The organism is Paenibacillus sp. JT22N12, from assembly GCF_056269365.1.
Genome location: NZ_JBWDNU010000006.1, coordinates 310050 through 337035 on the forward strand (window position 1 = coordinate 310050; position 26986 = coordinate 337035).

Here is a 26986-nt window from a genome sequence, read left to right on the forward strand (position 1 = left end):
AGTCACCAAAAAGTGATAATTGAGTAAAATAAGCAGCTTCATAAGGATTCTTGACATTTCCTCATACACCGCTCTTCTTCACATACCCTTCCAATTGTAAAAGTGGTTGTAAAGAAGCGGGCTGCACTTTCATATAATTCAGTCTCATTTCGAGTGTCCCAAAATACAGCATTCAGTACGACGTACGACATGATGGCGGCTGTAAGAGCTATTCATGTACGCTAGCGAATGATATTATGAATTAATCGTAATAATAAATAAAGTACACACTTTTTTGTTATATAGTAATTAAAAAGTGATAACTGTAATCGGGAGATGTTATTTCAAAAATGAAAACTTATTACTGTGACCTGGAGGTTACTTTGGAGGTAATCGGAGGGAAATGGAAGGGGCTTATTTTATACCATGTGATAAAGTGCCCAAAACGGACGAGCGAGCTAAAGAGACTGATACCCAATATTACTCAAAAAATGCTCATTCAAACGCTGAGAGAATTAGAAGCGAGTGGACTTATCAGTAGGAAAATGTACAATCAAGTACCTCCGAAAGTCGAATATTCAATTACAGAGCTTTGTCAATCGCTTGAACCAATTTTGAGATCGCTTTGCACCTGGGGTGGAAATTATGCAGAGAAATCATTCGCTCAGGATGAGTTCGAAATTTTGCATTTGGAATAATGAAAAAACGATTTGTTGTTGTCCCCAGGCCTGTCATTCAATAAATGACAGGTTTGGGGACTTTCTTGTCTTACCTGATCGCAAGATTGGGCAATGGAAGTCAGCTTATAGAAGGAGCTTTAGAAGTGTGTCAGAGCTTGTCTGTATCCCATATGCGGAAATTCAAAGCACATACACGGCACAAGCTTAGTAGCATTATTTGACATATGCCCCCTGTAAAATGAGCAAGTTTGATGATTAAATTATTTCATAGTTTTCATTTAAAACGCACAAAACGGGGGTGCTTGGAGCACTCCCGCCATAATCGTCTGCTTTTTCAGGGCAAGGTCACGGTGTTGTTCCGGTTTTGGAGAACACTATAGCTAAAATATCCATGCCCGCAAGCGGGCATGGATATTTTAAAAAGGTTGAAATGAGGTTGAATTCTGCGGCAGAAGTGATTAGTTTACTTTTTTGGCGAATTCTTCTGGCGTATAACGGTGAGCGGCTACCAGCCGTCCGGATGCATTTTTCCCCCATCCGGATACAAGCACTTTCTTGCTGTCTGTCTTGATTTGAACTTCGAATTGAAACAGTTGAGCGACGTTTAATACACGGTAGTCGGATGATCCTGCAGCAAGTGTAAATGTTCTTGTAGCAACTAGAACCTTCGTTCCGTTCAAACGGAACAATTGAATTTTAACCCTTGCGCTGGAACAGCCATTGTTTACCGCTTTTACTAAAAACGTTCTGGATTCACCCGGCAATGTACTGATATTGATCGCATTTTCTACTGGGCCTGTTGAATATGTTACAATTGACATCTTTCATCAACCTCCTTTGGACTTGATACTCTATCTTATGCCGTGAGAGAACAACGGTTTGGATATATACCATCTCTATCTGAAAAGGGGCGCCGATAGATTCATAGACTACGAAAATACCGAATCGATTTGTTTTGCTGTGAGGCTATATCAAAAAACCACCTGAATTCAAGGTGGTTTTGCTTGTTCCATTATGGATTCTTCATTCTTGAGATGCCTACCCTCAGATACAACGTCATCTGCCGGGGCGGCCGAAGCCTCGTTTTCGTTCCCGAATCGGTCCCAAACACCAAGTCATCCCGGACAGCATATGGTGGCATAACGGATTTTAGCCTAATCGATCGGGGGACGATGGGATGTCACAGGAAATTGTCGTTGCGGCAGTCGGTGATCTCTTGATGAAGCCGCTGCTCAACCGGTTGCTTCGTACCGACGGGCATGGGGGCGGCACGGACGATCAAGGAGGGGCAAACTACAAGTACGAGCGGATGTTCGAACCAGTCGCCTATTATTTGCAGGACGCACATCTTACGATTGGCAACCTGGAGACTACCTTCGCAGGAGGTCCAGATGCAGGCTTTCGGAAGACAATGCGCAATCCGAAGAACGGCAATCCGCTGTTCAAAAGCCCTGACGCCTTCGCGCAGTCGCTGTCAGCTGCCGGCTTCGATGTGCTCGCCACAGCCAACAACCATTGCGCGGACTACGGCGTTCGCGGGCTCAAAAGGACGCTGGACGTGCTCGACAAGTACGGCCTCGCCCACGCCGGAACATATCGAACTGCGCTGGAATCGCGGGGGCTCTGCGTGCGGAATGTCAAAGGCATCCGTATCGGCATCCTGTCGTATACGCGGGACACGAACGGCATGCCTATACCCAAGGGGCAACCCGCTGGCGTCAAAAAGCTCAACCGCGCGAAAATAAAAAACGACCTGAAACGGTTGCAGGCCGCCGCTGATTTTATTATCGTGTCCATGCACTTTGGATTCGAGTATGAACACAGCCCTGCCGCCAATCAGAAGGAGTGGGTCCACTTCCTGTTCCGGCACGGCGCGGACGTGGTGCTGGGCTCGCATCCGCATGTCCTTCAGCCGGCGGTGATCAGAACTGTGAAGGACGTCTGGGGACGGACGAGAAAACGGTTCGCCATCTACTCGCTCGGCAACTTTATCTCCACCCGGCTGCACCGTAAGGACGCCGCCCTGACCGGCATCATCGTTCGCCTCAAGCTCCGCAAAAACTCCAATGGCTCCGTCCGGCTCACTGGCGTCGAGGGAATACCAACCTGGGTAAGCATCGCAAAGCATGGCCACCCCGCGAAATGCCGCATCGTGCCGCTTCAAGAAGCGATCCGAAAGCGGGACGAATTTCCCGCGGAACAACTGACGCGGATGAAACGCGCCTATCAAAGCACAATACGCATGTACAAGGGGATATTGCCGTTTCCGGAAGACGCCCCCTGATTACCGTACTTGTTCACATCTCCCGATTCAATATCAGAAATCAAAGTGATAAAGTGCAATCGTAATAGACAGCAGACAAAGTATTATAGATGGAATAGCTTTTTTAAATGGATCACGTGCGATCATAAGCAGAACAAAGGCTGCAGCAAGCATTGTCGCTCCCAACAGTAATCCGGATAACAACGCCGCGATCGGAAACCATATTCCCACAATCATCCCAATAGCGCATACAATTTCAATACACCCTGTTAAGAAATTAAATATGGAGGGAAGGCCAAATCGTCTAAACTCATTTGCCATTTTTCCAGAGATTATTGTAGTACCTGTAATCATGAAGAAAATGCCCACTATAACTTTCAAAATAATCAATAACATATCCGTAATCACTCTCTTTCCAGTTTTCAATATTCGTCTTTTATATGCTATAGCATATAAAAGGGGTTTCTTAGTGTGTAACCTGATATTAAAATTCGGATTCTCGGATAAAAGGATTAACACTTACTCATATTTTACGCTTGAATACAGTTTATCAAGGAGCGCATGCAACTCTAGAAGTTCCTCCTTGCTCAAATTTTTGGTTACATAATCATGAGCAGCCATTACAATCGGCAAAAGCTTTGTTTTGAGACCCGTTCCTTTGTCGCTAAGGAACAAGTTGTGGGAACGTCTGTCAGAATCATTTTGTATTCTTTTTACGATTCCTTTTTTTTCAAGTGAGTAGATCATCCTTACAACAGTGGTTTGATCTCTGTCAATGGCTTCGGCAAGCACTTTCTGACTCGTTGCTCTTTCCCCGTCAAGTACACAGATAATTCCCCATTGGTCAGGAGTTACTTCATATTGTTTAAGCTTTTTTGTAAAATAATTATTCATTTTCACATCTGTACGATGAACAAGGAAACCAGTGAGATTATATAATTCTACATTTTTATTGTCTATATATGCTCCTCTTCTCTATAAGCGAATTAACATATGCTATAGCATATAAAATAGATTAAATTCTCTTGTTTGTCAAATGGGATTTTAAGAATTTAGCGGATGTAAGCGTCAGAATTCTTTTAGCATCTGACTCACTTAAAGCAAAGCTGCAGAATATCTCTAACAGCAGCTTTTTAATTTATATTTGGATATGATTTTGATTTTTAAATTCGAAGATCTCGTCAACCGCTTGATGATGTCCCCCTGATTTTCGAAAGGATTCCCTTATATTTGCAACAGCTTTCTTGAAAGATGAGAGGCTTAACACATGATTTACGGCTTCACGCAGTTGACTTGCAGTCACGCTTTGCATTTGTAATGTAATGCCTGCTCCGATATTGGCGACTCGCCCCGCAATCATCGGCTGATCCGCGCTTTGTGGGATTACAATTAGCGGAACCCCATAATAGAGACCTTCATTGGTGCTGTTCATTCCACCATGTGTAATAAATAATTTAGTGTGTTGCAGTATATCAGTTTGTGGAACATAATTTTTTACGATGAAGTTATTAGGAATTTCCCCTAAATCAGAAATTTGGGTTCTATTCCCAATAGACATGACAATTGTATGATCAGTGCTCCCAAATGCCTCAAAACAAAGCTTATAGAAATCAATGGCTTGATTAAAGACTGTACCCAGTGAAATGTAAATGGGGTTTGTCCTCTCGATTGCAGTTAAGTCGAAGTTTTCTTGAGTGAATCGTGAAGAGATGGATGGGCCTACAAATTTATAAGTTTGGTCGAATGCTTCTCCATAAGGTTGAAACTCCCTTGTTGTATAAACGATTGTAAGCGACGCAGGATTACAAAATACTTCGTAAGGAGAATGGATCTCCACACCATATTTGTCCTTCACCATTGCCGTCAGGCTTTGAAATTTATCATTTATAGGTTTAACGATTTCTGAAGGGATTTTTATAGATAATTGTTCCAGCATTTTATCGAATGAACCATTTGTCTGCGCAAAAGAAGTACAAGAGCTGATTGCAGGAAGCTTAAGAATTTGAGCAAGTAAACGTCCACAACCAAACATGGAATCATGGATGATGTAATCAAAATGTTCTCCTTTGATCTGTTCAAGGATGCTTGGTATCACTATATCTGCCGTAAGCAAAAGACCGTTAATTCGTTCGAGCAAATAATCTCTTCCACCCGAGATAAAGGCTTTGATAAATTTTTGATCGTCAAATGTTCTAACTGTTGCTCCCGTCTGCTCAATACGCTCCCGAAAAGCTTCTATAGAAAAGTACACGACCTCTTCTCCCCGCGAAATAAGCTCCTGCACAACTCCAATCGTTGGATTGATATGTCCCTCTGATCCACCATTAATAAATAAAACACGCGCCATTTCTACCACTCCTTCGGTATACGGTTAGAGTAAGGGGCACTGTCCCATACTATCGCTGAAATCAAATAATGGAATCAAGTTTATCATAGTACAATACTTGAAAATCTCAAAATTCGGACATCACTGTTACTGTGGTTGCTGACCCTCGTACTGGTTTTTCTTCATTCTTGTGCCCAGCATGATGAGGGCGACATAGATTGCGATGGCAATCGAATCTATAAGCGTATCCGTAAGCCCCGATATGTCAATCAACGCTGTTACACCAAGAATAACCATCAGCCGGACGATCAGGATCGCCGCGATCATCCATGCGGCAAAACGGATTTTTGATCGCTCGTTTTGGAATGACATGAAGATGAAAGCGAGGCCGAAGACCAGATTCTCCGCCGTGATGACGTGCCAGACGTACGTGAATACTGTCCGGGTACCCACGGATATCGCCTCAATATCGAGCATCGGCAGCGCAGTGGATTGCCCGTTCCATGCGTGCGTGACGGCAAACAGCACCGCAAGGACGCCTGCAGTCAGATAATAAAAATTCCTAACCTTGATATTCACCACAACCTTCCTTGGAAATTCCCGGTTCCTTCTTGTGGATATCCTTGTAAATCTCGCGTACGGTCTCTGCCAGACGCTGGTCACTTTCGTTGTTAAAGTCCCTTAGCGTTTCGGCTGCGAGGTCGAGCAGCCGACTGACCTTTTCCAGATGAGCAATCTTCTTGCGCGTTTCTGCGTTCTTGGTGTCGAGGAAAGCGGCTACCTCCTCACAGTAAGCATGGTCGATATTGTCCATGTTGCGGAAGCTAAACTTCCCCCTGATCTCGTCAAGAGTAAAATCTGCATACTGCATGATCTGAATATTCATCAAATCGATGAGATCGTTCTTCGAATACCTGCGGTACCGATTATCTTCCCGGTACGGCGAGACGATCCCTATCCGGTCATAATACCGAAGCGTATCCTTTGGCATCCCAAGCATCCGCGAAACCTCTTGTATAGAATAAAGTTTTTCCATGAACTCAAGATACCATTGGAGCCAACTCCAATGTCAAATTATTTTTCATTTTTTTCGCAAAGAAGTTTTTGAATAACATATTTGAATGGAAAACGGGACAGCTGCGGCTATATGGCATGCTGAATAGCAGCTTCGACAGTATCTACGAACGTAAAACTTAACCTGCCATTTTCTTTGGGTTTTCTCTCTGGCGCTTGTTCAGTGATAACATAAATTGGTACCTGGAACTCATATGCATCGGCGTAGGAATCAGGATCACTGGCCATTTCAAAGATTCTACGCCCCATAACTACCGCTCCGGTTGAGCGGATCGACTCTTGCATCAGGTCGGTTTCGTCAAGCTCCTTCAGATCAGGAAAGAGCAAGGCCACACTGCCATTCGCGTCATTTATGAATCCGTCAAGCGACATCGTCATACCAAAGATTTGCTCTTTTTAGAATATGACATGTTGCAACGCCCCTTCTCACTTCCATTTATGTTAAATCTCTCTCCAATACATGATGAGATGCATTCAACTATTCTGTCTGTTAATTCACATAAAAATAGTGGAGTAGCTGCCGCGGCAGCTATTCCACTATTTTGTCCGTTCATCATCGGCAATTTCAATTACCGTTTTTTCTATTCAAGTGAACGCATTATAAAATTTCACTGTTTTGAATATGAAAATAGTTGGACTTTGAAGCAATAAGAACTTTTAGTAAAAGTATAATTCCGAATATCAGCGCCAAACCACATACCATAAGGCACACGAATTGTAATGAAATCAATTCCGCAATAAAACCAATAATAAGAGTCAACACAATTTGAATTAAGCCCTGTGTAACATCGGCTAAGCTTGAGAACCTGCCCATAATTGAAGCGGGGACATGGTTTTGAACAAAAGTGGTATAACCTGCACCGGCAAAAGACATAAAAAAACCTAATAACACAAAAGAAACAGCAGCAGAAATAAAATTAAATGAAGCATAAAAAGTGATATAAAACAGAGTTGAAAGTACTGTGCCAACACTCATATACCAGCGGTAAGATATTTTCTTAGCCATTATTGCAGCAACTGATGAACCTGCTAATGCTCCAACGCCTGTTAGACTAATAATCGTTCCATAATCGCTTACCGACAATTGTAAATGTAATCGGATATAAGTGGCTTCCTGTGAATCGACTGAATAGCCAATTATCATAGCAAGTTGAAACAATACGTAAATTATAAAAAAAAGTTTTGCCGTACTAATAAACTTTCCTACGACTTTCCAATCCTCAATAAGAAGTTTCTTAGTCATTGGCTTAACCGATTCCGGGTTTTTTTGGACATTGGGTAAGGCAAAGATGATTAAAGCACAGACAATAAAACTTATTGCATTAAAGATAATACAAAAATCGGCATCCACTGTCATAATTAACAATCCGGAAATCGCAGGTCCAAGCAAAAATGCACCTGAATTTACCATACTCATCATTGAGTTAAGCCTTTGACGATCCGCAGCAGGCACAATCTTTGTTATATAAACAGATGAACTTGGACCAAAAAACGAACCGAACAGGCTAATCATGAAGATCATCATGTATATCATCCAAAGCGAAGAAAGAAACGGAATAATAAAAACGAGACATCCCCGTACAACGTCAACGAGAATCATCAACTTTCTTACATTAACTCGATCTATAATACTGCCTGACCAAAGATTCGTAAATAATTGAGCGATCGGCTTAATCACAAACAATCCAGCAACAGCCGCTGCTGATCCCGTAAGATCAAGAATCTTGATGTTAATGGCTACAAAGTATATCCAATTTCCCAAATTTGAAAATCCAATGCCCGACACTAAAAGTAAAGTCGCTTTCCAATTATTCATCGTCGACCTCTTATCAGATGAGAATTATTTTCGATTCTGATCATATTGTACTCGCGTATCGCATCTTTTCGCTTATGGAACCATCATTACTTTTTTCATAATAAAATCATCCATGATAAATCCATTTCCGATATCGGCAATTTGTTCCCGTACGGTCCGGAAGCCTTTTTTCTCATATACTGCGATACTGGATTCGTTATGTCGATTGACCGTCAGCCAAATATAGCTTAGATTCCGGGCTTTGCAGAGCTGCTCCAGGAATGCCAACGCTTGACTGGCATAGCCGCGCCCCCGGTGCTCCCTGCCTATATAAAACTTGCTCAGGAAGAGCTTGCCCTCTTCTTCTCTGACCGACATATATCCGACTGATGAGCCATTCTGATGGATCAAGTAATATTCATAGCCCTGATGATGGATCTGATCCGTAATCGCTGGAACCGATTGGAACTTTTCAATCATGTAGTCAATCTGCTCGATTGTAATAATGGATACATAATATTCGCGCCATATTATCGCCGCCAATCGTGCCACCTCTGCGATTTCTTCCGCTGTATTTACGTGTGGAAACATAAGCTTCATAACATATGCCCGCCTTTTCTGGATTCTCTCGCTTCATACTTTCAATAGATTAGCATAAATTTCAGCAGAAGGTTAGTCACAACTGGCAAAGCATGCTGAAAGAAACTTCTCCAGCTCATAACAAGATCCAATACAATAAATACCATGCTGAACTCTTTAGCGTAACGAATAGCTGCCGCGCGGCAGCCATTCGGCATTGTGCTGTCGTGCGTCCGATAATTGAAGTCACGCCGTGAAACTTCAAAAGGGATGGAATCATCGCGACAGTTGATAAATACATATATACCAAAGAACGGGAAAGGTTGATGCGCTTATGTATTATTCTCATCCGATGACTTCACCCGCTATGACGGCTGCTCCCTTATCTCACAATAACCGGCCATTGATTGAGGTTACAGGGGAAGGAAAGGTTTCAACGGCTCCGAACAGAGCCATTATTGTTCTAGGCGTAATAACGGAAAGCCCGAGTCTTGCAACCGCTCAAAGTGAAAATGCCGCTGCCGTAACAAATGTAATTAATGCCCTGTTAAGCTTAAACATTCCGAGAGAACAAATGCAGACGGTCACTTACAATATCGAAATTCAATACGATTATGCGGATGGAACCCAAATTTTTAGAGGCTACCGGGTGACGCATCTGCTTCAGATCATGATAGATAGAGTTGAGCAGACGGGACTTGTCGTCGATACGGCTGTCAAGAGCGGAGCCAACTTCGTCTCAAGCATACGATTCACCATAACAAACATCGAAATATACTATAATCAAGCTCTGTCGACTGCCATTCAAAATGCCGAAAGCAAAGCCAACGCCATTGCAAGAACATTAGGTGTAACCTTGGTTAGAACCCCTGTAAAAATAACAGAGGAAACACGGGTTAATGAACCGCCTATCCCCTTTCAAGCCTCGCTGCTCGCAGAAGGTGCAGCCGTTCCGACTCCGATCCAACCGGGGGAACTGGAGATCCGCGCTGTACTAAGAGCTCAGTATACCTATTTTTGATCATCGTTTCTCTTCAGCCCTACTCAATGCCCCAGCAGTGTTAATTTCATTTCCACATATTTGTAATGTAGGCTCTCAAAGTCTTGATGAACGTGCGCATGGCGTATCCGATATATCTGTCGCTGCGGTAGATCAGACAAATGTCCTGAGAAGGCGTAGGATTCCTCAGGTGCACGACTTTGATGCCCGTATTGTGAAGATTATCCAGCAGCATTCGCGGCAGAACACAGGTTCCAGCTCCGCTCTGTACCATCTGGAGGAGGGAGGATAGCGTCGTCGTTACCATATGCGGCTGCAGAGTAAACCCTCTATCCATGCAAAAGCGGTCGATCAGCTTGCGGTATTGATGATCGGGTGGGAACATGACCATCTTCACGGCATTCAGCCTGTCCAAGGGGATGAAGCTCTCCGTGGCAAGGGGATCTTTCATGCTAACCGCCAATGAGAACTCCTCGTGAAACAGGGGAATTGACGTGAGACGTTCATCGATAACAGGTCCAATGGTTACGCCGACATCGATGCTTCTGTCCAGAATTTGTTCTGTTACTTTCATGGTTTCCAGAAGGGACAGCGAGATGGTGGGATAGGTCTGATGGAAGTTCAGGAGCAAGGCATTAAACATGAGGTCCGCGTCCCCGGGCAAGACGCCGATGGATAGCGATCCGCCTTGCATCTGCTTCAGATCAGCAATGGCGTCGCTTGCTTGCTGCAGATGCCCGAACACGGCAGCACCATGTTCATGAAGAATCGCTCCGGCTTCAGTAAGGACAATTGTTTTTCCCAAACGATCGAACAACAGTACCCCTAATTCTTCTTCCAATCGGGCGAGAAGCTTTCAACTCCGTTTGCCTTGGGACCGTTCCAATTCAACACCTCCGGCGACTTGTTAAACTTCAAGCTGATTCACGAAGCTTTTCACCTTGGAACGATATCGAGCCAGCTAAAGGTCTTGACACGCTAACCCATGAAAAACAAGAGTCCTATTTCATGGCGTCTCATCAGTCAGACAGTGCTTAGGAATCATCACTCCTCCGTTAACCATGAGAGATACGCTGAACTTATTTGAGATACAAGGTTATTCATCTTATCTACCACATATTCTCCATAACACCTCTTTTCCCCTACCGAGGTACATTACCAGTCAGTTCAATGCCCAGCAGTGCCTCTGTACAAAATCTCAGATTTTTCGAAAAAGCAAAAGGAGCTGGCGCGGCAGCTCCTTCGTCAAAAGTCTATATTAAGCTATCGTGCCCGTAGCGATACATGCAGCGCAAGTCCAAACCACAGATCGGACCTGTACTAGCCCATAAAATTGCGAAGCAGACCGGCCAATTGTTCAGGACGTTCCAAGGCCAGACAATGTCCACAATCTAATGATGCCAGCGTTACGTTTGCTGCGATAAGTCCGGCTACCCGATGAACTTCCCCATCCATGAAATGCTCACCTCCTATTGCAATCACAGGCATCGTGAGTTTTCGCTGCATGTTCTTTTTAACGAAAGCCATGTTTTCAAAATCATTGCGATAAACTTCGAATATGGGACGCAGACCTCCCGGTCCGGCAGAACCGCGAACGACTTCATTAAGGAGCTCCTCTGAAATCGCACTTGGATCCAAACACTCGTCCCTCATCAATCTGTCCCAAAATTCTCTTTCCTTACCTGAGATTAAAAACTCAGGGACATCAGGCACTGCAAAAAAGATGATATGCCAAAACCAGTGATTGGAATAAACGTTCTCAGACTTTAAAACGGACCAATCTTCCAATCCGAGACCCGGTAACATCATTTCGGAAAAAGAAAGCTTTTCCACCCTGTCCGGATATTTTGCCGCCAGTGCGTAAGAGAAAGCTGCACCCCAGTCTTCGCCATGCACTTTATACGTACTGTAGCCCAATTTTTCCATGAGCTGTGCGAGATCATCTGCAATATTATCCATACTATAGCCGCTCTTTGGTCTTCCAGAGTCCCCAAAACCACGAACATCGGGTGCAATGACAGTATAGCGGTCAGTCAATAGGGGGATAAGCTTATACCAGTAAAACGAAGTTTTTGGTGCACCGTGCACAAGCAGCAAGGGTTCACCGGAGCCAGCGACCACATAGTGGAGGCGAACTCCGTTGACCGTTTCACGACCATGGATTACCTTATTCCCGCTGTGATCATACATTTGATTTGGATCAAAATGCTGCTGTATATTCTCAACAGACCCATGAAAAGGCTGAGTTTGAAGAAACCGATTGAATTCATAATTTAAATAATGGCTCTTTTGGAGCAATTGATTACCCCTCTAACTCTATTTATAAACGATATACCCGGTTCCTTTGGAGCACCTATCTATTATGCTGTTGCAGGTTTGAATAGGATTCTGATTCGTATCTCGATAATTGTTGTACAAACTTATGTCCTCCTTGTAATGATCATGTAATTAAGCTATGCGGGCAGGTGCCTAGAGGTGAAGCTGTTAATGATTATTGCCCCATAATCCAATACATGCAGAGGTTACCACCACGCTAAGGAGTTCTTGTCAATCAAATTCGGCAAAAAAAAATCGCTTTCTGCAGGAGAACGAGAGCATGTATGCATTAGGATCCGGGCATTGCGCGGCTAATGTTACATGCTCTGGTCCAGGGTTCAGATGAAGAAAGCTAAACTTAACCTCCCGCCTTTGCTGCGGTTCAATGCCTTATCCTTGCTGATTTCGCTTACATCATCGGTGTAAGATACATATCGGTGAACTGCTTCGATACCATTGTGATGCCCATCCCCAGATACGGCGCGACATCAAGCATCACTTCCTTATCGCCAACCATAGCTTTGGTATTCCCGATTGTGAGAACGATAGCGGGCATGTCCATTGCCTGTGGTTCTTTCGGTTTCATATCTCCGTCCGTCATATCCTTCATGTCCTTCGAGCCATCTTGCATCTTCATGCCGTTACTGCCGCGGTACATCAAGGTAATCGTTCGATCTGCCTTGTTCCACATGACAGAGTATCCTTTCATCTCGGCAGTCGAGCGCAGTGGCACTCCCATTTCCTTCATCGCCATGTCATTCATAGCGGATGACTTGTCCATCGCTGCGGCGCTTACGGCGCCTACCGGCAATGCGAGCGACAGAGCGACAATCAGGGCGGCGATACGTTTGTTCACTTTCTGGTTCATTCGTAACTGCTCCTCTCGATATTTGATTTACCCCCTTACTTTACGTTGAAGTCATTACCTGCTTCTAACGCCATTATTAATAAATTCTTACAACCGTCTATCGATTTGGAGCCGGCAGATCTGCCTGAACGTCATATAGCCCGCATTATTCAGGACGGTTATATATTAATCGAACTGCCACTATCGCATCAGGAAATTGCCAATATGCTCGGTGCTACCCGCGAAGCGGTCAGCGGCGTGATGAGTGATCTTGCCAAAGAGGGCATGATCAAGACTTCACGTTTGACCATACAACTGTCCGTTTCTATGCTTGAAAGCTAGGCTCCACCTTTACGGGATATTCTCTGGTTTTGGTCTGCAGCTTTCGTGCCTATAAGAGAATGATGCTTAATGTGCAGTGGTAATTGAATAAAAAACAAGAGAGCCCCTGGCCCTGGGCGCTCTTCGTGCACGTATTATCTGCTTAAATTATTGACCAACAAAAGCGGCAGATCCATTATCTCCGCTATATGGTGGTGCACCCGGTATTGTTACGTAGCAAATAATCATTTTAAAAGCCATTCCCTTGGTGATGTTCTGTGAGAAGGTCAAGTTAAAGCTTTGTCCGCTATTGCCCGATGCTTGAATCTTAACTCAGCACCAGACCCAGGGTCGATGCATGGAAACCTGGCTCACACAAAAGCAAATGTTTTATTAGCTGAACGTTTGGGTTGAACCAAAACGCCTCTCAACAGGTTCCAGCCTGCCATTTTTTTGGAATTCAACCATCCATCCCGGATATTCGGGCGGAAGTGCGCTTACCTCATTGAGAAGCCGAATTTCTTCATCGGTCAGCTCCAGATTCTCGGCAGCCAGATTCGCCTCAAGCTGATCAAGCCGCTTCGCGCCAACGAGAACGGAGGTTACGACGGGTCTGGTCAACAGCCACGCCAAAGCGACGACAGCCGGGGTTGTTCCATGCGCCTCCGCAATGGGTTTAAGGGTGTCAATAATGTTCCAAGCGCGCTCCTTGTCCACAATCGGAAAATCGGCTGCCGACCGGCGTGAATCTTCCGCCTTTTGGTTGTGACGGTCGTAACGGCCTGACAGCAGACCCCCAGCAAGCGGACTCCAGACCAGCAAACCCATTTTTTTCGCTTCCAGCATCGGTGCCAGCTCACGTTCCAGATCACGGCCGGCGAGGGAATAATAAGCCTGAAGCGTTTCAAAACGGGCCATGTTTTTATGTTCCGAAATACTTAGCGCATCTGCAATTTTCCAGGCCTGCCAGTTGGATACTCCAATGTAGCGGACTTTCCCTTGTGTAACCAAATCATTCAGCGCCCGCAAGGTTTCTTCAACAGGGGTCAAGAAATCATCGAGATGAATTTGGTAAAGGTCGATATAATCCATTTGCAGCCGCTTCAAGCTGGCATCCACGGCATCCATGATATGGCCTCTTGAAGCTCCCACATCATTCACGCCCTGTCCGACCCGCATAGCAGCTTTGGTAGCCACTACGACATCTTTCCGCGTTATCCCCAGGTTGCGAAACGATTGGCCAAGCGTGATTTCGCTTTCGCCATCGCTATAAACATCGGCTGTATCAAAGAAGTTGATGCCGGCATCCACACTCTTTTTTACCATCTGCTCCGCTTCTTCTTGTCCGACTGAACCGACAAATTTATATATCCCCTGGCCGCTGCTGAAGGTCATGGCGCCCAACGCGAGCCGTGAAACCAGTAAACCTGTATTGCCGAGTTGCTTGTACTTCATTTGGAATAGCCTCCTTGTTCTCAAAAGCGTAACATATTTTAGCTGGGGAACGATTCATCAAAAGCTGCTTAATCTTTCCCTGACACAAGTTATTATAGTAGCATTCCCGTTTGGAACGATAGTTCATTCATACGGATTTTCTGCCTAATCATCCTGATCGCAGATTAAGAAATGTTGAACAAGGAGGGACATGCTACAGAAAGCCGTTCATAGAACGAGCGATCAACTCATTGCTTTTCTTATTCTCCCATGTTTAAATATTGCCTAAGAACACAAACGAAAGAGGGACAAAAGGAATGAACAACAATCAGGCAGATGTGAAGGTGATCCTTAACCGGCTGCTTGTCACAGGCATGCAAATTCCTTTCAGCGCGAGGATTATGCAGACGGTGGTCCCTTTTTTGACTGTTTTAAAGGAAAGCAGCCCTACCTTGTTATCTCATGGAGTCCTCAAGCCATCCCTTTGTATCGTTTTACAAGGAAGAAAGAGACTGCAGATTGGCCCAAAGGTGATTGAATATGAAGCGGGAGACTTTCTGGCCGCAAGCGTAGATATGCCGGTCAACGGACAGGTGACGGAAGCTGCGGCTGATTCGCCATACATGGCTTTACGGATTGAACTTACTCCGGGAGAAGTAGCCGCCGTCGCTACGGAAGCCGATTTGGTCCCGCGTCCGCAAACAGGATTGAAGCCGGGTATCTTTGTAGGGAAGCCTAGCGTGGAGGTATATGAAGGTTTTGAAAAGCTCCTCCGGCTGTCGTCAGACGCCAGAGCGGCCAATTACCTCGCTTCAGCCGTAAAACGAGAGATTATTTACCGCTTATTAGACGGTGAAGATGGGGCGCTTTTTTATAATAACATGTTATTGCATCAGGAAGCTTCCGGCATCAGCAAAGTGATTGACTGGATCAAGGCCAACTTCGACAGCCCCTTCACGATTGAGGAACTGGCCGAACTGGGGAATATGAGCGCCTCGAATTTGCACTATAAATTCAAAGAAGTCACCGCTATGGCCCCATTGCAGTATCAAAAGCGGCTTCGGCTTCAGGAGGCGCGCAGACTGCTGCTTGACGGGGTCAATGTGACAGAAACGGCGCTGCGCATCGGTTATCAAAGCTCGACGCAATTCAGCCGTGAATATAAAAGACTGTTTGGGCTTTCGCCGTTGCAAGATATTCGGACAATAATCCATGAGGGCCGGCGGCATGCAGAGAATGGATAACGTCGGCAGGTCAGTTGGTCAGTTCGATTCGCGTGCCGAAGCAGCTCCTTCGTCAAATTGTGTGCAGAAGCTGACTTTCGAACCGGAGCGAACCTTTTCAAAACTGCTTCTGCTGTTGTTGTCATATTGATTTTGCCTATTCTCCTATTCACCTATTCACTGAGTTCGCCGGTCCGAAAACCGGAGCTAATTTTGACGTTGACAGCTGCTCGCCAAGACCGAAATACTCACAGAAATTCATAATCATCGGGTTCCATTTCAAAGGATCGACATAGTTTGAGTTTGCGTCCATTAGAAGATCATCTTCGATATGAACTTTTTCGATGCGTACTTCAATGGCGACAAGGGAGCTTGGTTCTTCGAAGGGATGCAGCTTCACAAACTTGGCTTCCATATGGACGGGGCATTCTTTGACGCGCGGTGCTCGAACGATTTGTGACGGAAGCCGGGTTAACCCTGCAATGCCGAATTTATCTGCTTCATGCTGATAACCCCTCATTGCTTTGGATTCTGGCACCGGATTGCGGCCTGTTAACAGGGTCAGCCGATCAACCGCGGGAATCAAGTCAATGGACGGCAGATTAAGCACACACTCATGTTCACGGATCAAATTCTGAACTGTCTGTGACTTGCTGCTGAGCCCGAGCATACACGATTGATTGAGCCACCAGGCAGAGGACATAGGAGCCAAGTTGGGCGTCCCGTCTTCATTGATCGTACTAATAAGCACGACAGAGGAGCCAAAGTACAGAATTTTGGGTTCGATTACCGTATGCATAACAGCTTCACTTCTCCCTGGATCAATTTTTAATTAATGTATCACAAACCTTTAAAGTGTTATACGGATATAGAATAAGACAGCAAGATTGCAAAGGTGTAAATTCCTGACAGCCAGCGATTTAGTTTTAGCCTGGGCGCTCGAAGATAATGTATTCGCGATTGACTGCCCGGTCCCTTAATGAACAAAAAAAAGGAGCTGCCATCAGGCAAGGCTCCTCCCAGTTATCGTAATAAATTATCGTTCGACACAATACATATCCGCTATTCGCTCAGTAAAATATCGATAACCTTCTTCGCTTCTCTTACAGATAGGGATTCCTTATCCTCCCAAGCGTATGTTATCAGTGCTTTCCATAACGCCCAGCCTCTTGCCCTATTTTCCGTTTCAACGTCAAGGCCTGTAGATTGAAGAAACACTTTCCTGCTTTTGTCATCAAAAAATGTCCATGCCATGGTTAATTCTACTGCAGGATCGCCAACTGCCATTATGCCAAAGTCAATTACACTTGACAATTTGCCGTTCTTGACAAGAAGATTTCCTGGATTGATGTCACCGTGAATCCAAACAGGCTTTTTTGTCCATTCGGATGCTGTTGCTTGATGCCATATTTTTAGACACTTTTCTGCATCTGCTAACCCCCCCAGAGTTTCAAGGGCTGCTAAAGTCCAATCGTTGAGTACAGTTAGAGAACAACCTCTAAAATAATTATGCTCCCCACCTGCAGGACCATTCGATGCGTCGATTCTTTGAAGCTCCTTTATAAACATAGAAAGATCTACGGCAAATTCATTAATATCTGAGATATTGTCATGCTTTAAGGTTTCTCCGTCAATCCACCTGTTAACTGACCAGTAAAAGGGGTAATCTTCGCCTGGCCATCCTTTTGCCAGAGGAACAGGAATAGGCAGCGAAAGATGAGGTTTTAGCTCTGGCAGCCATTGCGCTTCTTTCTCAACCTGCGGAGCGTGACCTTCGTCTCTTGGCAGCCTCACACTCATCTCATCGCCCAAATGAAATGTAAAGTTGTCATATCCACCCTTTTCAACAGGCTTGACAGGTAAGTCTGCCCATTGAGGAAATTGCTTGCTTATTAGCCTGCGTACTAAATCGGTATTTATTTTGTCAACACTAAAAGACATATAGGTCCCTCCGTATTTTGGTATTTAAACGGAAGGGATCAGTGCAAGCTATTATCCCTTCCGCACCTCGAATGTTAATGCATAGCCAGCGGCTTTAATGGTTCTCATGATAATCACTCGCTTTCTAAAAGGATAAGTTCATATTATCCCAGAGGAAATATTGTGGCAATAGTAATGTATGATGTATTCAACATTCATCGTAATTGTCCGTTACTTTCAACAAACGAAAAAAGGAGCTGCCGCGCGGCAAGCTCCTCACTAACGTATCTCTTATAAATTCATATTACTTGGAAGAAGACCGCCATCTCCGGCGTGTCTTGTTCTTTAGACCCCGTACTCCGAGAATGCCAATAGAGCTGGAAGTGAAAACACCTGGAAACGACGGAAGCGCAGCGGAAACGAAAGCAACTTTAAACCCAGCTTGATTGCTGGTGACAGCTGATCTGAATATGGCTGTGAATTTGCCCTTGGAATCCGTAATCGTAATGCCAGGAATAACCGCTCCAAGCGTGCTGTCGAGTACGGAGAAGATGACGACGATTCCGGCAGCAGCCCGCCCTTTAACGAGTACTTGTCCCGAAAGAGTCGAGGATTCGCCAGCTTGTATTAAGCTTGGTACAGCAATCATATTAATAGATGCTTTTTTTCGTTTTGTTGAATAATCCCCCACCATAAACACCCCCGTTTGCCGAGACATCATATGACAATATATGAAAATAGCGATGATATGGTGAGGGCTTATCCAAGAGATTCGAAGAGCATGCCAAAAAGAACCCTGGATTAAAAGAGTTCTTTTCGCCATATGGGATTATCATCCGGCAATTTTATAGCTACCTTTTCTATCTTTTTTCCCGGAATAGAAACCTCAATTCAGCCTTAACGATGCAACTACCGGATAATGATCAGAAGGATAGCGACCCTCATACTTCTTGCGATTAATAAGGACGGATGCGATTTGAACCTCTTCCGTGACATAAATATAGTCGATGGGTTCTCCGATTTCGCCGCCCTCGAAGCCATGATAGGTGCTGCCAACCTCCTTCTTAGTCAAAGCAGCGTATACATTGATCAGATTCGTCTCATTCAAGATCGTAATGACATCGCTTTCAGGATGACTGTTAAAATCACCTGCCAGGACGGCATGAATTCCTTTCTCGCTGTATAAGCCGCCTATCCGTTGCATAATAAGCTGGATGCCTTTCGTTCTCGCCTCCGTACTCACATGATCCAAATGGGTGTTGAATATATATAAGCGCTTCCCGCTTTGCATTCCAAGCTGAACCCATGTACAGATCCGCGGACAGGCTGTATTCCAACTCCTATAGCCAAGCTGTTCGGGATACTCCGATAACCCGAAAGTACCGCTTTGTAAAACTTCCAGGCTGCTTCGGAGGTAAAAGATTGCGTTGTGCTCGTCTTCTTGCCCGCCTTGCCGCCCTTCTCCTACCCAAGCATAATCCGGCAGCAGCCTTTCCAGTTCCTTCAGCATCGCGTAGGATCCTTCTTGCGTGCAAATAATCGATGCACGAGATTCATGAATGACCTCAACCACTTCCGAAACGCGGTTCGGCCATGCATTTGCACCGTCCTGTTTGACATTGATGCGAAGATTAAAGGTCATGACTTTCAATTCCATTCCTTTGCCTCCTATTCATGCGTGCCCTATAGAATGATCAAATATAATCTACCATAAGAAACGCATTCGGATAACAAAAAGAATTATAATTCCTCAAATGCGTAGACGGCAGCGGCAGCAAACTGTATGTTCATTGGCGTGTTGTTCAAATGATCCTGATCGTATATGACGTCAACGAGCGGGATTTGTATAAGCTTACTCGTTTCATGGGAGACGCATCTTTTTAATTTCGATGGCACTTACTCAAATCACCAATGCTTTTCCATGGCTTCTTCACATCGAAAAAAGCCATTTCTTGAATAAAACTGCACACTTTCGCTACTTGGCCAAAGGATAAGAAACTCTACGCTGTTCTCTTTTGACCACTGCTCCAGAGCGGTATGAATCTTGGTACCGATACCTTGACTTCTAAAAAGAGGGCGAGTATAGACGTTGGTAACATATCCGAAATAAGGGTCCGGATACTTGCCAGGCCTCGGTACTTTATGTATTAGTTGCAAATACATATGCGATACTATATTTTTTTCAACTTCTGCAACCCAAATGTACCAATCTCCGCCTTTTATCGCTTTTATCAAAAATTCGCTACAAATTTTATGAAACTCTTCAAAGCTCGCTATACCACTACTGTGCTCATCTTCTGAGAATTCCCAACGCATTTGAACAAGTTCATCAACATCGACTAAAGTAGCCAATCGAACTATTGCCATACATGCACCTCTTTGATTTATATATGAACTTTCGATTTGCTGCTATTTCATTAGGAGGCCGGATCAACCGGCCGCCTTACCCGCCTAAATTGTTGATCTGCTCCATCAACCGCGTAATCTCAGTCAGCGTCTGAACAATCTGGGAATCTTTAACCGCCTGTACAGCCGGGTTGTCGTTCAACAAGCTGTTCAAAATCTGATCTATCTCCTGCTGGAGCGCAGCGTTGTAATTCTGCAGCTTGGCATGGAGGTCCTCAGCAATAGCAGGTGCTTCCAGTGCGTTGAAATCCGTCACCCGCTGCTTCATGGCTTCCAGCTCTGCCACCAGCTTTTCCTTTACCTCCGGATCGTTCGCTGTCTGCTGCGCCATGTCGGGCAGCTCCCGGGCAAACTCGGCAGCCTGATCCACATACGTTGTCGCTTCGCTTGTATAGTTCACAGACTGATCGATCTGCTCCACCACCGAACAACCCGTCAGGATCGCAATGGACACCAGAAAGAGCGCAAGCTTCATTTTCATCTCGGCATCAACTCCTGTTCATCTACCTGTTTATACTTCCCATACCCTAAAAACGTTTCACAAAATCGCTCTTGTCATTCCTCGACGAGATAACGATACATTTACTTTTATTACCGCCAGCAATATCAGAAGAAGTCAAACAAGCCTTGGTCCGGTGGAATACCGGACCAAGGCTTGTTTGTAATTTCATTATATAATTGTCTGCTTGACGTGGTAAGTTCTCCGAAAGTAGATGGATCTACTTTCGGAGAAGCTTCCTGCTCTCATCCTGTTACTTTCCATCTACAAACGGTTTATCCTGCGAGACGGCCAGCTGGTAGAGATAGACATCTGTTCCATCCCCGATCGCATAATTGAGAATCCGCTTATTCACCGGCACGAGTACAGCACGATAGAGTGTCGGGAATACAGGAATCTCCTCAACCATCAACTGCTGCCATTTCTTATAAATATCCTGGCGAACCTTCACGTCGAACGCTTCTTTGGAAATGCCTTCGGCAAGCAATTTATCCTGTTCTTCATTCGCAAACCGCGGGAAGTTATAGATGGCGTCGCGTCCATAAAGTCCTGAAGGATCAATGTCGATGCCTACTGACCATGCGCCCTGGTATACATCTACCTTCGGATCGTCTTCGCCGTTCGAGCCAACCCTGTCATAGAAGGTGTTGAATTCGACCATTTCAAGCTGAACGTTTAATCCGATTGCTTTCCACGATTGCACATAGTAACGCGCTAACGGTTCTGCGATATCGCCGCCGGTCATGGAAATGAAGTTAATGACCAGTTCACTTCCGTCCGGATTGGTTCGGTAATCGCCGTTTAGTTTGTACCCGGCGTCGTCCAACAGTTTTTTGGCCGCCTCCGGATCGTATTTGACGCCTGGATTTGTGGCATCGTGATACTCCGGATGGGAAGGCGGAATCAGTGTCGTGGCGTTCCAGCGCAGACCATGATAGAACTGTTTGCCCACCTGATCATTGTCTACGGCAAGCCACATCGCTTTCCGCAAATTCACATCGGCCATTTTAGCCTTATCATCCGGAGCGACCTTCCCTGCCGCCGCATCCCATTTCCCCAGCTTAAAGCCGATGTACGTATAGGCACGATCGATTGTACCCAGAAACTCTACGTTTGTCATATCCGCATTGTCCGGGTACTGGTCAACCGGGAAGGAATCGACGAGATCAACTCCGCCGCTTTCCAGCTGCTGAATGACGGTGGTTGGATTAATGACCTTGAGGACTACTTTATCCAGGCCAGGCTCGCCGCGCCAGTAATCCGGATTTTTGGTGAAAACGACCGATTCGCCAGGTACGATGCTCTCGATCTTATACGGTCCGAAGCCAATCGGTTTCTCACGCACTTCAGGCGATGAGGAAATTTTCTCGACAGGTATATTGCCGAAAATATGTTTCGCAAGCGGATAGCTCCAAATCCCTCCGGTTAATAGGGAAGGTGTGGATTGAACATACGTAATCTTCAGCTGCTTCTCATTAAGCACTTCAATGCCGGAGATCGTTTTCGCTTTGCCTTCATGGTATTCCGTCATGCCGACGATATTGGTGAAGCTGGAATCGTAACGCGGACCATCGTATTTCGGATTGCCGATCACCTCGTGCGCGAACAGCCAATCCTCGGCGGTAACCGGCTTGCCGTCCTGCCAATTGACATTGTCTTTGATGGTGAACGTAAACGTGCGTCCGTCTTCCGACGCTTCATATGTAGCTGCGCCGTCATTCGTATACACATAGCTCTCATCCCAGGTCAGCAGCCCTTCGTCAAACCAGCTGAGTACCTGTGCGTCCGGGTCGCCGGAATAGAAATTCCAGTTCAGCGTCCCTTCAAATGGCGTATCGGACACGAGACCGAATGTGATGGAACCCCCTTTAATCGGTTCGCCCTCATTTTTCTTCACCTTGCTGAAATCATCAATCGAATACAGGCCGTCGTCTTCAGCCGGCTTTTCACTCTCAGCAGGAGTCGTGCTGGACTCCCCTTCAGTTGGAGCCGTGCTGGCCTCCTCTTCCGTCGATGATGGGGTGTTCGTCTCATTACTGCTCCCGCTGTTGGAGCAGGCTCCGAGCATTAGCGTAAACACAAGAAGCAGCGGCATAAATACTGACCATGTCAATCCTGGTTTCTTCTTCAAACGATCTCCTCCTAATAAATTGAATGCCTCTTTACCCTTTCCTCTGTCTTGCGTCCGTCGCGCGCTTTAATGCTTGACCGACATTGTTTATGCAAAGCATCAGCACCAGAATCAGTATCGATGCAGGTAACCAAATCCACCATCTGAATTCCAGCGTCTGCGGGTTTGTGGCATAGCTGACCAACGTACCCAAGCTGGGCGTGCTTTCGGGGAAGCCGAACCCCAGGAAGGACAAGCCGGATTCCAAGCCGATATTGGCCGCCAGATTCAAGGTCATCGTAACGATAATAATGGAGCTCAGATTGGGCAGCACTTGCAAAAACATAATCTTCAGATGCGAGGATCCCACCGTTCGCGAAGCTTGCACATACTCCAGCTCTCTTTCCTGCAGCGCTTTGGAACGGATTAATCTGGCGATACCCATCCAGAGGAAGGAGGTCATAATAAGGGAGAACGAAACGATGCCGTAATTTGGGACCGCTGTAACGAATGCAATGACAACCATTAAGGTGGGAAGGATCATAAAGAAATCCACAAATCGCATAAAAAGGTTATCGATAAAACCCCCAAAGTAGCCGGATGCCAGCCCGATCAGAATGCCGATCAATCCGGTAAGCAGCGTTACGATAATGCCAATCGATAAGGAATTCCGGGTCCCGATAATGAGTTGGCCGAACACGTCGCGTCCGCCATAATCGGTGCCCAGCCAGAATTCCGCGGAAGGCGGCTGATTCAGCGCGAACAGGTCTACGGTAACGATTTGCTCTTGATCCAATACAATGGAAACGCCGTAGACGATCAAGATGACAGCGCCCAGAAAAATCAATGAAGCGAAGGCTACCTTATCCCGAACGATTTCCCGCCACAGAATTTTCCAGCTGGACGGGCTCTTCTCCGCTTCCTGCGGCGCAGGTGCCAACTGTGGCGCCGGTTTGTTCGCATATGCCTGTTCCATTCCATTCACCTCATGGTCCCGAGTTCTTATTTAATTCGAATGCGCGGATCTACGAAACTTAAGATGATGTCCGAAAGTAAAGCGCCGATAATGGAAGCTGCGCCGTATAATAACACCACTGCTGTAACTACGCTGAAATCCCTCAAGGAAATAGAGCTTAAGAAGAGCTGCCCCATTCCCGGATAACTGAAGATACTTTCAATGAACACCGTACCTCCGATCAGACCGGTAATTTCATAACCGAAAAAAGCGGCGATCGGCAGTAACGAGTTGCGTAAAATATGCCGGTTATAGACGCGGGACTCCGAAGCCCCTTTCGCTCTGGCGGTTATAATGAAATCCTTCTGCTTCGTATCGATGATTTCGCTTCGCAAATACTGTACGGTCGCAACCGTTGTAATTAACGCCATGGATAAAGCCGGGAGCAGAATATGATAAACTTTGCTCATCGTATACGCAAGGGTGCCCGGAGCAGTACCGGGCGTGACGCTCCCTTCGGTCGGGAACCAGCCGAAATGAAAACCAAACAGCCACAGCATCAATAGCCCGAAAATAAAAAGCGGAGCCGCAAAGCCCAAGTAGGTATAGCCCGTAATCGTACGGTCGGCCCAGGTATCATGATAACGGCCGCTTATAATGCCGAGCGGAATCGCAATTAGATAGGTAAGCACAAGGGTAAGGAGAGATAACCAAATCGTGTTCATCATCCGCTGCCCGATTAAGTCGGAGACCGGCATTTTAAAGCGGAAGGACTGTCCGAAATCGCCTTGCAGCGCCTTTACGATCCAATCCCAATACTGAACATACCATGGATTATTGAGGCCGAGCCTCTCCCTCTGTGCATCCAGCGCCGCCGGATCGATACTCGGATCAAGTAAGCCTGTCAGCGCATCTCCTGGCATCGATTTCGCGAGCAGGAAGACGAGAATGCTTAACAATAAAATTTGGGGAACCATAATGATCAATCTTCGCGCCGTAGTCTTCCACATCGCCGTCACCCCTTCTCAGGCAAAGCCGCCAGATGCGTCTCTGAAATGGGCCGTAACGGGAACGCCAAGCCGTCCGCATCAAAATATTGGTCATAGGCCTGTTCATATTCCGCCTTTACGGCCTGACGAAACTGATACAGCCGCTCCCGCTTTGAGGGATCCATATCCGGTATTGCCGTTATAAGACGTTTTGTATAAATATGCTGCGGATTCTCAAAAATATCTGCCGTCGTGCCCTGCTCGACGCAGCGGCCCTTGTACATAATTCCGATATGATCACACATATGCCTGATAATCCCCAAATCATGACTTATCAATAAATAGGTAAGCTTTAATTGCTTCTGAATATCCTGCAGAAAATTAAGCACCTGTGCCTGTACGGATACGTCAAGCGCCGAGACCGGTTCATCGGCTATAATGAGCTTCGGCTTCAAAGCGATCGCTCTTGCAATGCCGATCCGCTGCCGCTGGCCTCCTGAGAATTGATGCGGATATTTATGTATCATTTCCGGGCTTAAGCCGACCTGCTCCAACAGCTGCTGCACCTGGCGCTTCTCTTCCTGCGCGGACAGCTTCTCAAAATTACGCAGCGGCTCGGCGACAATATCGAGAACGCGCTTCCTGGGGTTTAAAGAGGAGTAAGGATCTTGAAAAATCATTTGAATGTCCTTGCGGAAGCCGGGATGGCTTCGCAGCCCGCCACCAAAGATGGGTTGTCCTTCGAAGAGAACCGTTCCTGACGTAATAGGATTTAAACCGATAATCGCACGGCCAGTCGTTGTTTTCCCGGAGCCTGACTCGCCGACAAGGCCATAAGTTTTCCCCTGTTCAATGGACAGATGGATACTGTCTACCGCTTTAATCGATCGAAGCTTTCGGTTAAAAATCCCGCCGCGCACCGGAAAATGGACCTTTAAATCCCTTACCTCAAGTAATGGCATGCTGAGAACCCTCCTCTTTATGATTGGGGAAGTGAAAGTTCTTGTAGCAGGTGCATCTTACAAAATGACCTGGCTCGATCTCATGCATGCCGGGCTGCTCCTCATGCGCAGATTCAGCGATCCAGGGAATTCGCGTTCGAAAGCGGCAGCCCTGACGGGGAAGATTTTGCAGGGGCGGAACAATCCCTTGAATAACATGGAGCTTCGATTTCGCTTCTCCAGCAGAAGGTATAGACTGGAGCAGCGACCTTGTATAAGGATGGCGGGCATCAGAAAGGAGGGTGTAAATATCGGCGATCTCGACAATTTGTCCGGCATACATGACCGCCACGCGGTCCGCCATTTCGGCAACCACACCCAAATCATGGGTAATCAGAACTACTCCTGCCTCACTGTCATCTTTTAACCGTTTAATGAGCTCAAGAATTTGCAATTGTATAGTGACATCAAGGGCCGTTGTCGGTTCATCGGCAACCAGCAGCTTTGGTTCGTTCGCAATCGCGATGGCGATTACGATCCGCTGCCGCATTCCGCCGGACAACTCATGGGGAAACAGCCCGTAGGTATGCTCCGGACGAGGGATGCCCACTTTCGCCAGCAGGTCAATAACCTTGTGTTTTCTTTCCTTAGCCGAACATTTCGGATGATGGAGGAGAATGACCTCGTCGATCTGGGAGCCGACAACCATGAGCGGATTTAAGGCCGATAAGGGGTCCTGAAAAATCATGCCCAGCTCATTGCCGCGCAGCTGATTCAGCTTGGAAGGAGGAAGATGAGCAATATCTTGTCCTTTGTAAAAAATACTCCCCTCAATCCTCGCCCTCGTATGCAGGCCCATAATCGAAAAGGCCAGTGCGCTCTTGCCTGAACCGGACTCGCCTACAATCGCCAGAATTTCATTCTTCCTCACCGTCAGGGATACATCATCTACGGCTGCATAATAATCATCTGAAATACGGAAGGAGGTTGTCAGATGTTCAATTCTCAATAACTCTTCATTCACTATAATCCCCCTAACGGTAAAGGAAATAAAATATTATTCATCGAAACATCTGAAAAATATAAATCTAACATTATTATGATAGATAATAGAACATAGAACTTCCATATTTACCTTAATCATATGCCATATCTTAATGCTTGATTAAACTACTGTCAAGTATTAACAAATTAGACAATATACGATTAAATTCGACATGACTATATGGATATTCGACCTATAACTATCCAAAAATAGGTCGTTGGTCTTGAAATGGATTATATTCCCGGTCCTTCCAAACTAGAACCGTTTCCGGCAGTTCACGATTC

29 protein-coding genes are annotated in these 26986 nt (G+C 45.8%); 5 read left to right on the forward strand and 24 right to left on the reverse strand.

Going from position 1 to position 26986, the window contains the following annotated elements:
• The first annotated feature begins 329 nt into the window (after positions 1 to 329).
• Positions 330 to 677, forward strand: coding sequence for a winged helix-turn-helix transcriptional regulator (locus tag AC0YOA_RS22690; protein WP_475788548.1), 348 nt, complete (start codon positions 330 to 332; stop codon positions 675 to 677).
• 440 nt (positions 678 to 1117) lie between these two features.
• On the opposite strand, the gene AC0YOA_RS22695 is transcribed toward AC0YOA_RS22690, so the two are convergent.
• On the reverse strand, positions 1118 to 1480 hold the full coding sequence (locus AC0YOA_RS22695) for a hypothetical protein (protein WP_475788549.1): 363 nt from the start codon (positions 1478 to 1480) through the stop codon (positions 1118 to 1120).
• Positions 1481 to 1836: 356 nt separating this feature from the next.
• Here AC0YOA_RS22695 and AC0YOA_RS22700 point away from each other — a divergent pair, with 356 nt between their 5' ends.
• Positions 1837 to 2943 (forward strand): CapA family protein, encoded by a 1107-nt coding sequence (locus tag AC0YOA_RS22700; protein ID WP_475788550.1) that lies wholly within the window; start codon positions 1837 to 1839, stop codon positions 2941 to 2943.
• A gap of 33 nt (positions 2944 to 2976) precedes the next feature.
• On the opposite strand, the gene AC0YOA_RS22705 is transcribed toward AC0YOA_RS22700, so the two are convergent.
• From AC0YOA_RS22705 to AC0YOA_RS22740, 8 genes are all read right to left on the reverse strand, one after another.
• Positions 2977 to 3327: a DoxX family protein gene (locus AC0YOA_RS22705; protein ID WP_475788700.1), complete on the reverse strand. Its 351-nt coding sequence runs from the start codon at positions 3325 to 3327 to the stop codon at positions 2977 to 2979.
• A 114-nt stretch (positions 3328 to 3441) separates the two neighbouring features.
• Positions 3442 to 3816, reverse strand: coding sequence for a MarR family winged helix-turn-helix transcriptional regulator (locus tag AC0YOA_RS22710; protein ID WP_475788551.1), 375 nt, complete (start codon positions 3814 to 3816; stop codon positions 3442 to 3444).
• 244 nt (positions 3817 to 4060) lie between these two features.
• Positions 4061 to 5269, reverse strand: coding sequence for a macrolide family glycosyltransferase (locus AC0YOA_RS22715; protein ID WP_475788552.1), 1209 nt, complete (start codon positions 5267 to 5269; stop codon positions 4061 to 4063).
• A 126-nt stretch (positions 5270 to 5395) separates the two neighbouring features.
• Positions 5396 to 5830, reverse strand: coding sequence for a hypothetical protein (locus AC0YOA_RS22720; protein ID WP_475788553.1), 435 nt, complete (start codon positions 5828 to 5830; stop codon positions 5396 to 5398).
• Entirely contained in the window at positions 5811 to 6284 is a 474-nt protein-coding gene (locus tag AC0YOA_RS22725; protein WP_475788554.1) for a MerR family transcriptional regulator, read from the reverse strand. Before AC0YOA_RS22725 ends, AC0YOA_RS22720 begins: the two co-directional genes overlap by 20 nt.
• Before the next feature lie 107 nt (positions 6285 to 6391).
• The gene (locus tag AC0YOA_RS22730) at positions 6392 to 6700 is read right to left on the reverse strand and encodes a dihydrofolate reductase family protein (protein ID WP_475788555.1); all 309 of its coding nucleotides are present in this window, start codon (positions 6698 to 6700) and stop codon (positions 6392 to 6394) included.
• Positions 6701 to 6920: 220 nt separating this feature from the next.
• Positions 6921 to 8138 carry an MFS transporter gene (locus tag AC0YOA_RS22735; RefSeq protein ID WP_475788556.1) on the reverse strand — a complete coding sequence of 406 codons (1218 nt, stop codon included), beginning with the start codon at positions 8136 to 8138 and terminating at the stop codon, positions 6921 to 6923.
• Between the two features lie 72 nt (positions 8139 to 8210).
• On the reverse strand, positions 8211 to 8717 hold the full coding sequence (locus AC0YOA_RS22740) for a GNAT family N-acetyltransferase (protein WP_475788557.1): 507 nt from the start codon (positions 8715 to 8717) through the stop codon (positions 8211 to 8213).
• A gap of 313 nt (positions 8718 to 9030) precedes the next feature.
• Here AC0YOA_RS22740 and AC0YOA_RS22745 point away from each other — a divergent pair, with 313 nt between their 5' ends.
• Entirely contained in the window at positions 9031 to 9717 is a 687-nt protein-coding gene (locus AC0YOA_RS22745) for an SIMPL domain-containing protein (RefSeq protein ID WP_475788558.1), read from the forward strand.
• Between the two features lie 46 nt (positions 9718 to 9763).
• Here AC0YOA_RS22745 and AC0YOA_RS22750 read toward each other — a convergent pair whose 3' ends face one another.
• The 3 genes from AC0YOA_RS22750 to AC0YOA_RS22760 all read right to left on the reverse strand — a co-directional run bounded on the left by AC0YOA_RS22750 (position 9764) and on the right by AC0YOA_RS22760 (position 12880).
• Complete coding sequence (locus AC0YOA_RS22750) at positions 9764 to 10513, reverse strand: LysR family transcriptional regulator substrate-binding protein (protein ID WP_475788559.1); 750 nt, start codon at positions 10511 to 10513, stop codon at positions 9764 to 9766.
• Between the two features lie 503 nt (positions 10514 to 11016).
• A complete protein-coding gene (locus AC0YOA_RS22755; protein ID WP_475788560.1) occupies positions 11017 to 11994 on the reverse strand; it encodes an alpha/beta fold hydrolase in 978 nt (325 codons plus the stop codon).
• 427 nt (positions 11995 to 12421) lie between these two features.
• Positions 12422 to 12880 (reverse strand): hypothetical protein, encoded by a 459-nt coding sequence (locus AC0YOA_RS22760; protein WP_475788561.1) that lies wholly within the window; start codon positions 12878 to 12880, stop codon positions 12422 to 12424.
• Positions 12881 to 12985: 105 nt separating this feature from the next.
• Here AC0YOA_RS22760 and AC0YOA_RS22765 point away from each other — a divergent pair, with 105 nt between their 5' ends.
• Positions 12986 to 13201: a helix-turn-helix domain-containing protein gene (locus AC0YOA_RS22765; protein ID WP_475788562.1), complete on the forward strand. Its 216-nt coding sequence runs from the start codon at positions 12986 to 12988 to the stop codon at positions 13199 to 13201.
• Positions 13202 to 13573: 372 nt separating this feature from the next.
• Here the strand turns inward: AC0YOA_RS22765 and AC0YOA_RS22770 are convergent, their stop codons facing one another.
• Entirely contained in the window at positions 13574 to 14635 is a 1062-nt protein-coding gene (locus tag AC0YOA_RS22770) for an aldo/keto reductase (protein WP_475788563.1), read from the reverse strand.
• Between the two features lie 296 nt (positions 14636 to 14931).
• Between AC0YOA_RS22770 and AC0YOA_RS22775 the strand changes: the two genes are divergently transcribed.
• Positions 14932 to 15858, forward strand: a complete 927-nt coding sequence (locus tag AC0YOA_RS22775; RefSeq protein ID WP_475788564.1) for an AraC family transcriptional regulator — start codon at positions 14932 to 14934, stop codon at positions 15856 to 15858.
• Positions 15859 to 16006: 148 nt separating this feature from the next.
• Here AC0YOA_RS22775 and AC0YOA_RS22780 read toward each other — a convergent pair whose 3' ends face one another.
• From AC0YOA_RS22780 to AC0YOA_RS22830, 11 genes are all read right to left on the reverse strand, one after another.
• Complete coding sequence (locus tag AC0YOA_RS22780; RefSeq protein WP_475788565.1) at positions 16007 to 16636, reverse strand: flavin reductase family protein; 630 nt, start codon at positions 16634 to 16636, stop codon at positions 16007 to 16009.
• Between the two features lie 263 nt (positions 16637 to 16899).
• A complete protein-coding gene (locus tag AC0YOA_RS22785; RefSeq protein ID WP_475788566.1) occupies positions 16900 to 17778 on the reverse strand; it encodes an aminoglycoside phosphotransferase family protein in 879 nt (292 codons plus the stop codon).
• Positions 17779 to 18061: 283 nt separating this feature from the next.
• A complete protein-coding gene (locus AC0YOA_RS22790) occupies positions 18062 to 18406 on the reverse strand; it encodes a hypothetical protein (protein WP_475788567.1) in 345 nt (114 codons plus the stop codon).
• Between the two features lie 237 nt (positions 18407 to 18643).
• On the reverse strand, positions 18644 to 19414 hold the full coding sequence (locus tag AC0YOA_RS22795; RefSeq protein ID WP_475788568.1) for an endonuclease/exonuclease/phosphatase family protein: 771 nt from the start codon (positions 19412 to 19414) through the stop codon (positions 18644 to 18646).
• A gap of 248 nt (positions 19415 to 19662) precedes the next feature.
• Positions 19663 to 20124, reverse strand: a complete 462-nt coding sequence (locus AC0YOA_RS22800; RefSeq protein WP_475788569.1) for a GNAT family N-acetyltransferase — start codon at positions 20122 to 20124, stop codon at positions 19663 to 19665.
• A gap of 76 nt (positions 20125 to 20200) precedes the next feature.
• Positions 20201 to 20644: a DUF6376 family protein gene (locus AC0YOA_RS22805; RefSeq protein WP_475788570.1), complete on the reverse strand. Its 444-nt coding sequence runs from the start codon at positions 20642 to 20644 to the stop codon at positions 20201 to 20203.
• Positions 20645 to 20915: 271 nt separating this feature from the next.
• Positions 20916 to 22757, reverse strand: a complete 1842-nt coding sequence (locus tag AC0YOA_RS22810) for an oligopeptide ABC transporter substrate-binding protein (RefSeq protein ID WP_475788701.1) — start codon at positions 22755 to 22757, stop codon at positions 20916 to 20918.
• Positions 22758 to 22824: 67 nt separating this feature from the next.
• A complete protein-coding gene (locus tag AC0YOA_RS22815; RefSeq protein WP_475788571.1) occupies positions 22825 to 23748 on the reverse strand; it encodes an ABC transporter permease in 924 nt (307 codons plus the stop codon).
• 26 nt (positions 23749 to 23774) lie between these two features.
• Positions 23775 to 24737, reverse strand: coding sequence for an oligopeptide ABC transporter permease (gene opp4B / locus AC0YOA_RS22820; protein ID WP_475788572.1), 963 nt, complete (start codon positions 24735 to 24737; stop codon positions 23775 to 23777).
• A gap of 5 nt (positions 24738 to 24742) precedes the next feature.
• Positions 24743 to 25678: an ABC transporter ATP-binding protein gene (locus AC0YOA_RS22825; RefSeq protein WP_475788573.1), complete on the reverse strand. Its 936-nt coding sequence runs from the start codon at positions 25676 to 25678 to the stop codon at positions 24743 to 24745.
• A complete protein-coding gene (locus AC0YOA_RS22830; RefSeq protein WP_475788574.1) occupies positions 25665 to 26681 on the reverse strand; it encodes an ABC transporter ATP-binding protein in 1017 nt (338 codons plus the stop codon). Before AC0YOA_RS22830 ends, AC0YOA_RS22825 begins: the two co-directional genes overlap by 14 nt.
• Positions 26682 to 26986: the final 305 nt, after the last annotated feature.

Coding starts and splice junctions, on each gene's coding strand:
- AC0YOA_RS22690 (WP_475788548.1), top strand. CDS start 330: ATGAAAACTTATTACTGTGACCTGGAGGTTACTTTGGAGGTAATCGGA.
- AC0YOA_RS22695 (WP_475788549.1), bottom strand. CDS start 1,480: ATGTCAATTGTAACATATTCAACAGGCCCAGTAGAAAATGCGATCAAT.
- AC0YOA_RS22700 (WP_475788550.1), top strand. CDS start 1,837: ATGTCACAGGAAATTGTCGTTGCGGCAGTCGGTGATCTCTTGATGAAG.
- AC0YOA_RS22710 (WP_475788551.1), bottom strand. CDS start 3,816: ATGAATAATTATTTTACAAAAAAGCTTAAACAATATGAAGTAACTCCT.
- AC0YOA_RS22715 (WP_475788552.1), bottom strand. CDS start 5,269: ATGGCGCGTGTTTTATTTATTAATGGTGGATCAGAGGGACATATCAAT.
- AC0YOA_RS22725 (WP_475788554.1), bottom strand. CDS start 6,284: ATGGAAAAACTTTATTCTATACAAGAGGTTTCGCGGATGCTTGGGATG.
- AC0YOA_RS22730 (WP_475788555.1), bottom strand. CDS start 6,700: ATGACGATGTCGCTTGACGGATTCATAAATGACGCGAATGGCAGTGTG.
- AC0YOA_RS22735 (WP_475788556.1), bottom strand. CDS start 8,138: ATGAATAATTGGAAAGCGACTTTACTTTTAGTGTCGGGCATTGGATTT.
- AC0YOA_RS22740 (WP_475788557.1), bottom strand. CDS start 8,717: ATGAAGCTTATGTTTCCACACGTAAATACAGCGGAAGAAATCGCAGAG.
- AC0YOA_RS22745 (WP_475788558.1), top strand. CDS start 9,031: ATGTATTATTCTCATCCGATGACTTCACCCGCTATGACGGCTGCTCCC.
- AC0YOA_RS22760 (WP_475788561.1), bottom strand. CDS start 12,880: ATGAACCAGAAAGTGAACAAACGTATCGCCGCCCTGATTGTCGCTCTG.
- AC0YOA_RS22770 (WP_475788563.1), bottom strand. CDS start 14,635: ATGAAGTACAAGCAACTCGGCAATACAGGTTTACTGGTTTCACGGCTC.
- AC0YOA_RS22775 (WP_475788564.1), top strand. CDS start 14,932: ATGAACAACAATCAGGCAGATGTGAAGGTGATCCTTAACCGGCTGCTT.
- AC0YOA_RS22780 (WP_475788565.1), bottom strand. CDS start 16,636: ATGCATACGGTAATCGAACCCAAAATTCTGTACTTTGGCTCCTCTGTC.
- AC0YOA_RS22785 (WP_475788566.1), bottom strand. CDS start 17,778: ATGTCTTTTAGTGTTGACAAAATAAATACCGATTTAGTACGCAGGCTA.
- AC0YOA_RS22790 (WP_475788567.1), bottom strand. CDS start 18,406: ATGATTGCTGTACCAAGCTTAATACAAGCTGGCGAATCCTCGACTCTT.
- AC0YOA_RS22795 (WP_475788568.1), bottom strand. CDS start 19,414: ATGGAATTGAAAGTCATGACCTTTAATCTTCGCATCAATGTCAAACAG.
- AC0YOA_RS22800 (WP_475788569.1), bottom strand. CDS start 20,124: ATGGCAATAGTTCGATTGGCTACTTTAGTCGATGTTGATGAACTTGTT.
- AC0YOA_RS22805 (WP_475788570.1), bottom strand. CDS start 20,644: ATGAAAATGAAGCTTGCGCTCTTTCTGGTGTCCATTGCGATCCTGACG.
- AC0YOA_RS22810 (WP_475788701.1), bottom strand. CDS start 22,757: ATGCCGCTGCTTCTTGTGTTTACGCTAATGCTCGGAGCCTGCTCCAAC.
- AC0YOA_RS22815 (WP_475788571.1), bottom strand. CDS start 23,748: ATGGAACAGGCATATGCGAACAAACCGGCGCCACAGTTGGCACCTGCG.
- opp4B (WP_475788572.1), bottom strand. CDS start 24,737: ATGTGGAAGACTACGGCGCGAAGATTGATCATTATGGTTCCCCAAATT.
- AC0YOA_RS22825 (WP_475788573.1), bottom strand. CDS start 25,678: ATGCCATTACTTGAGGTAAGGGATTTAAAGGTCCATTTTCCGGTGCGC.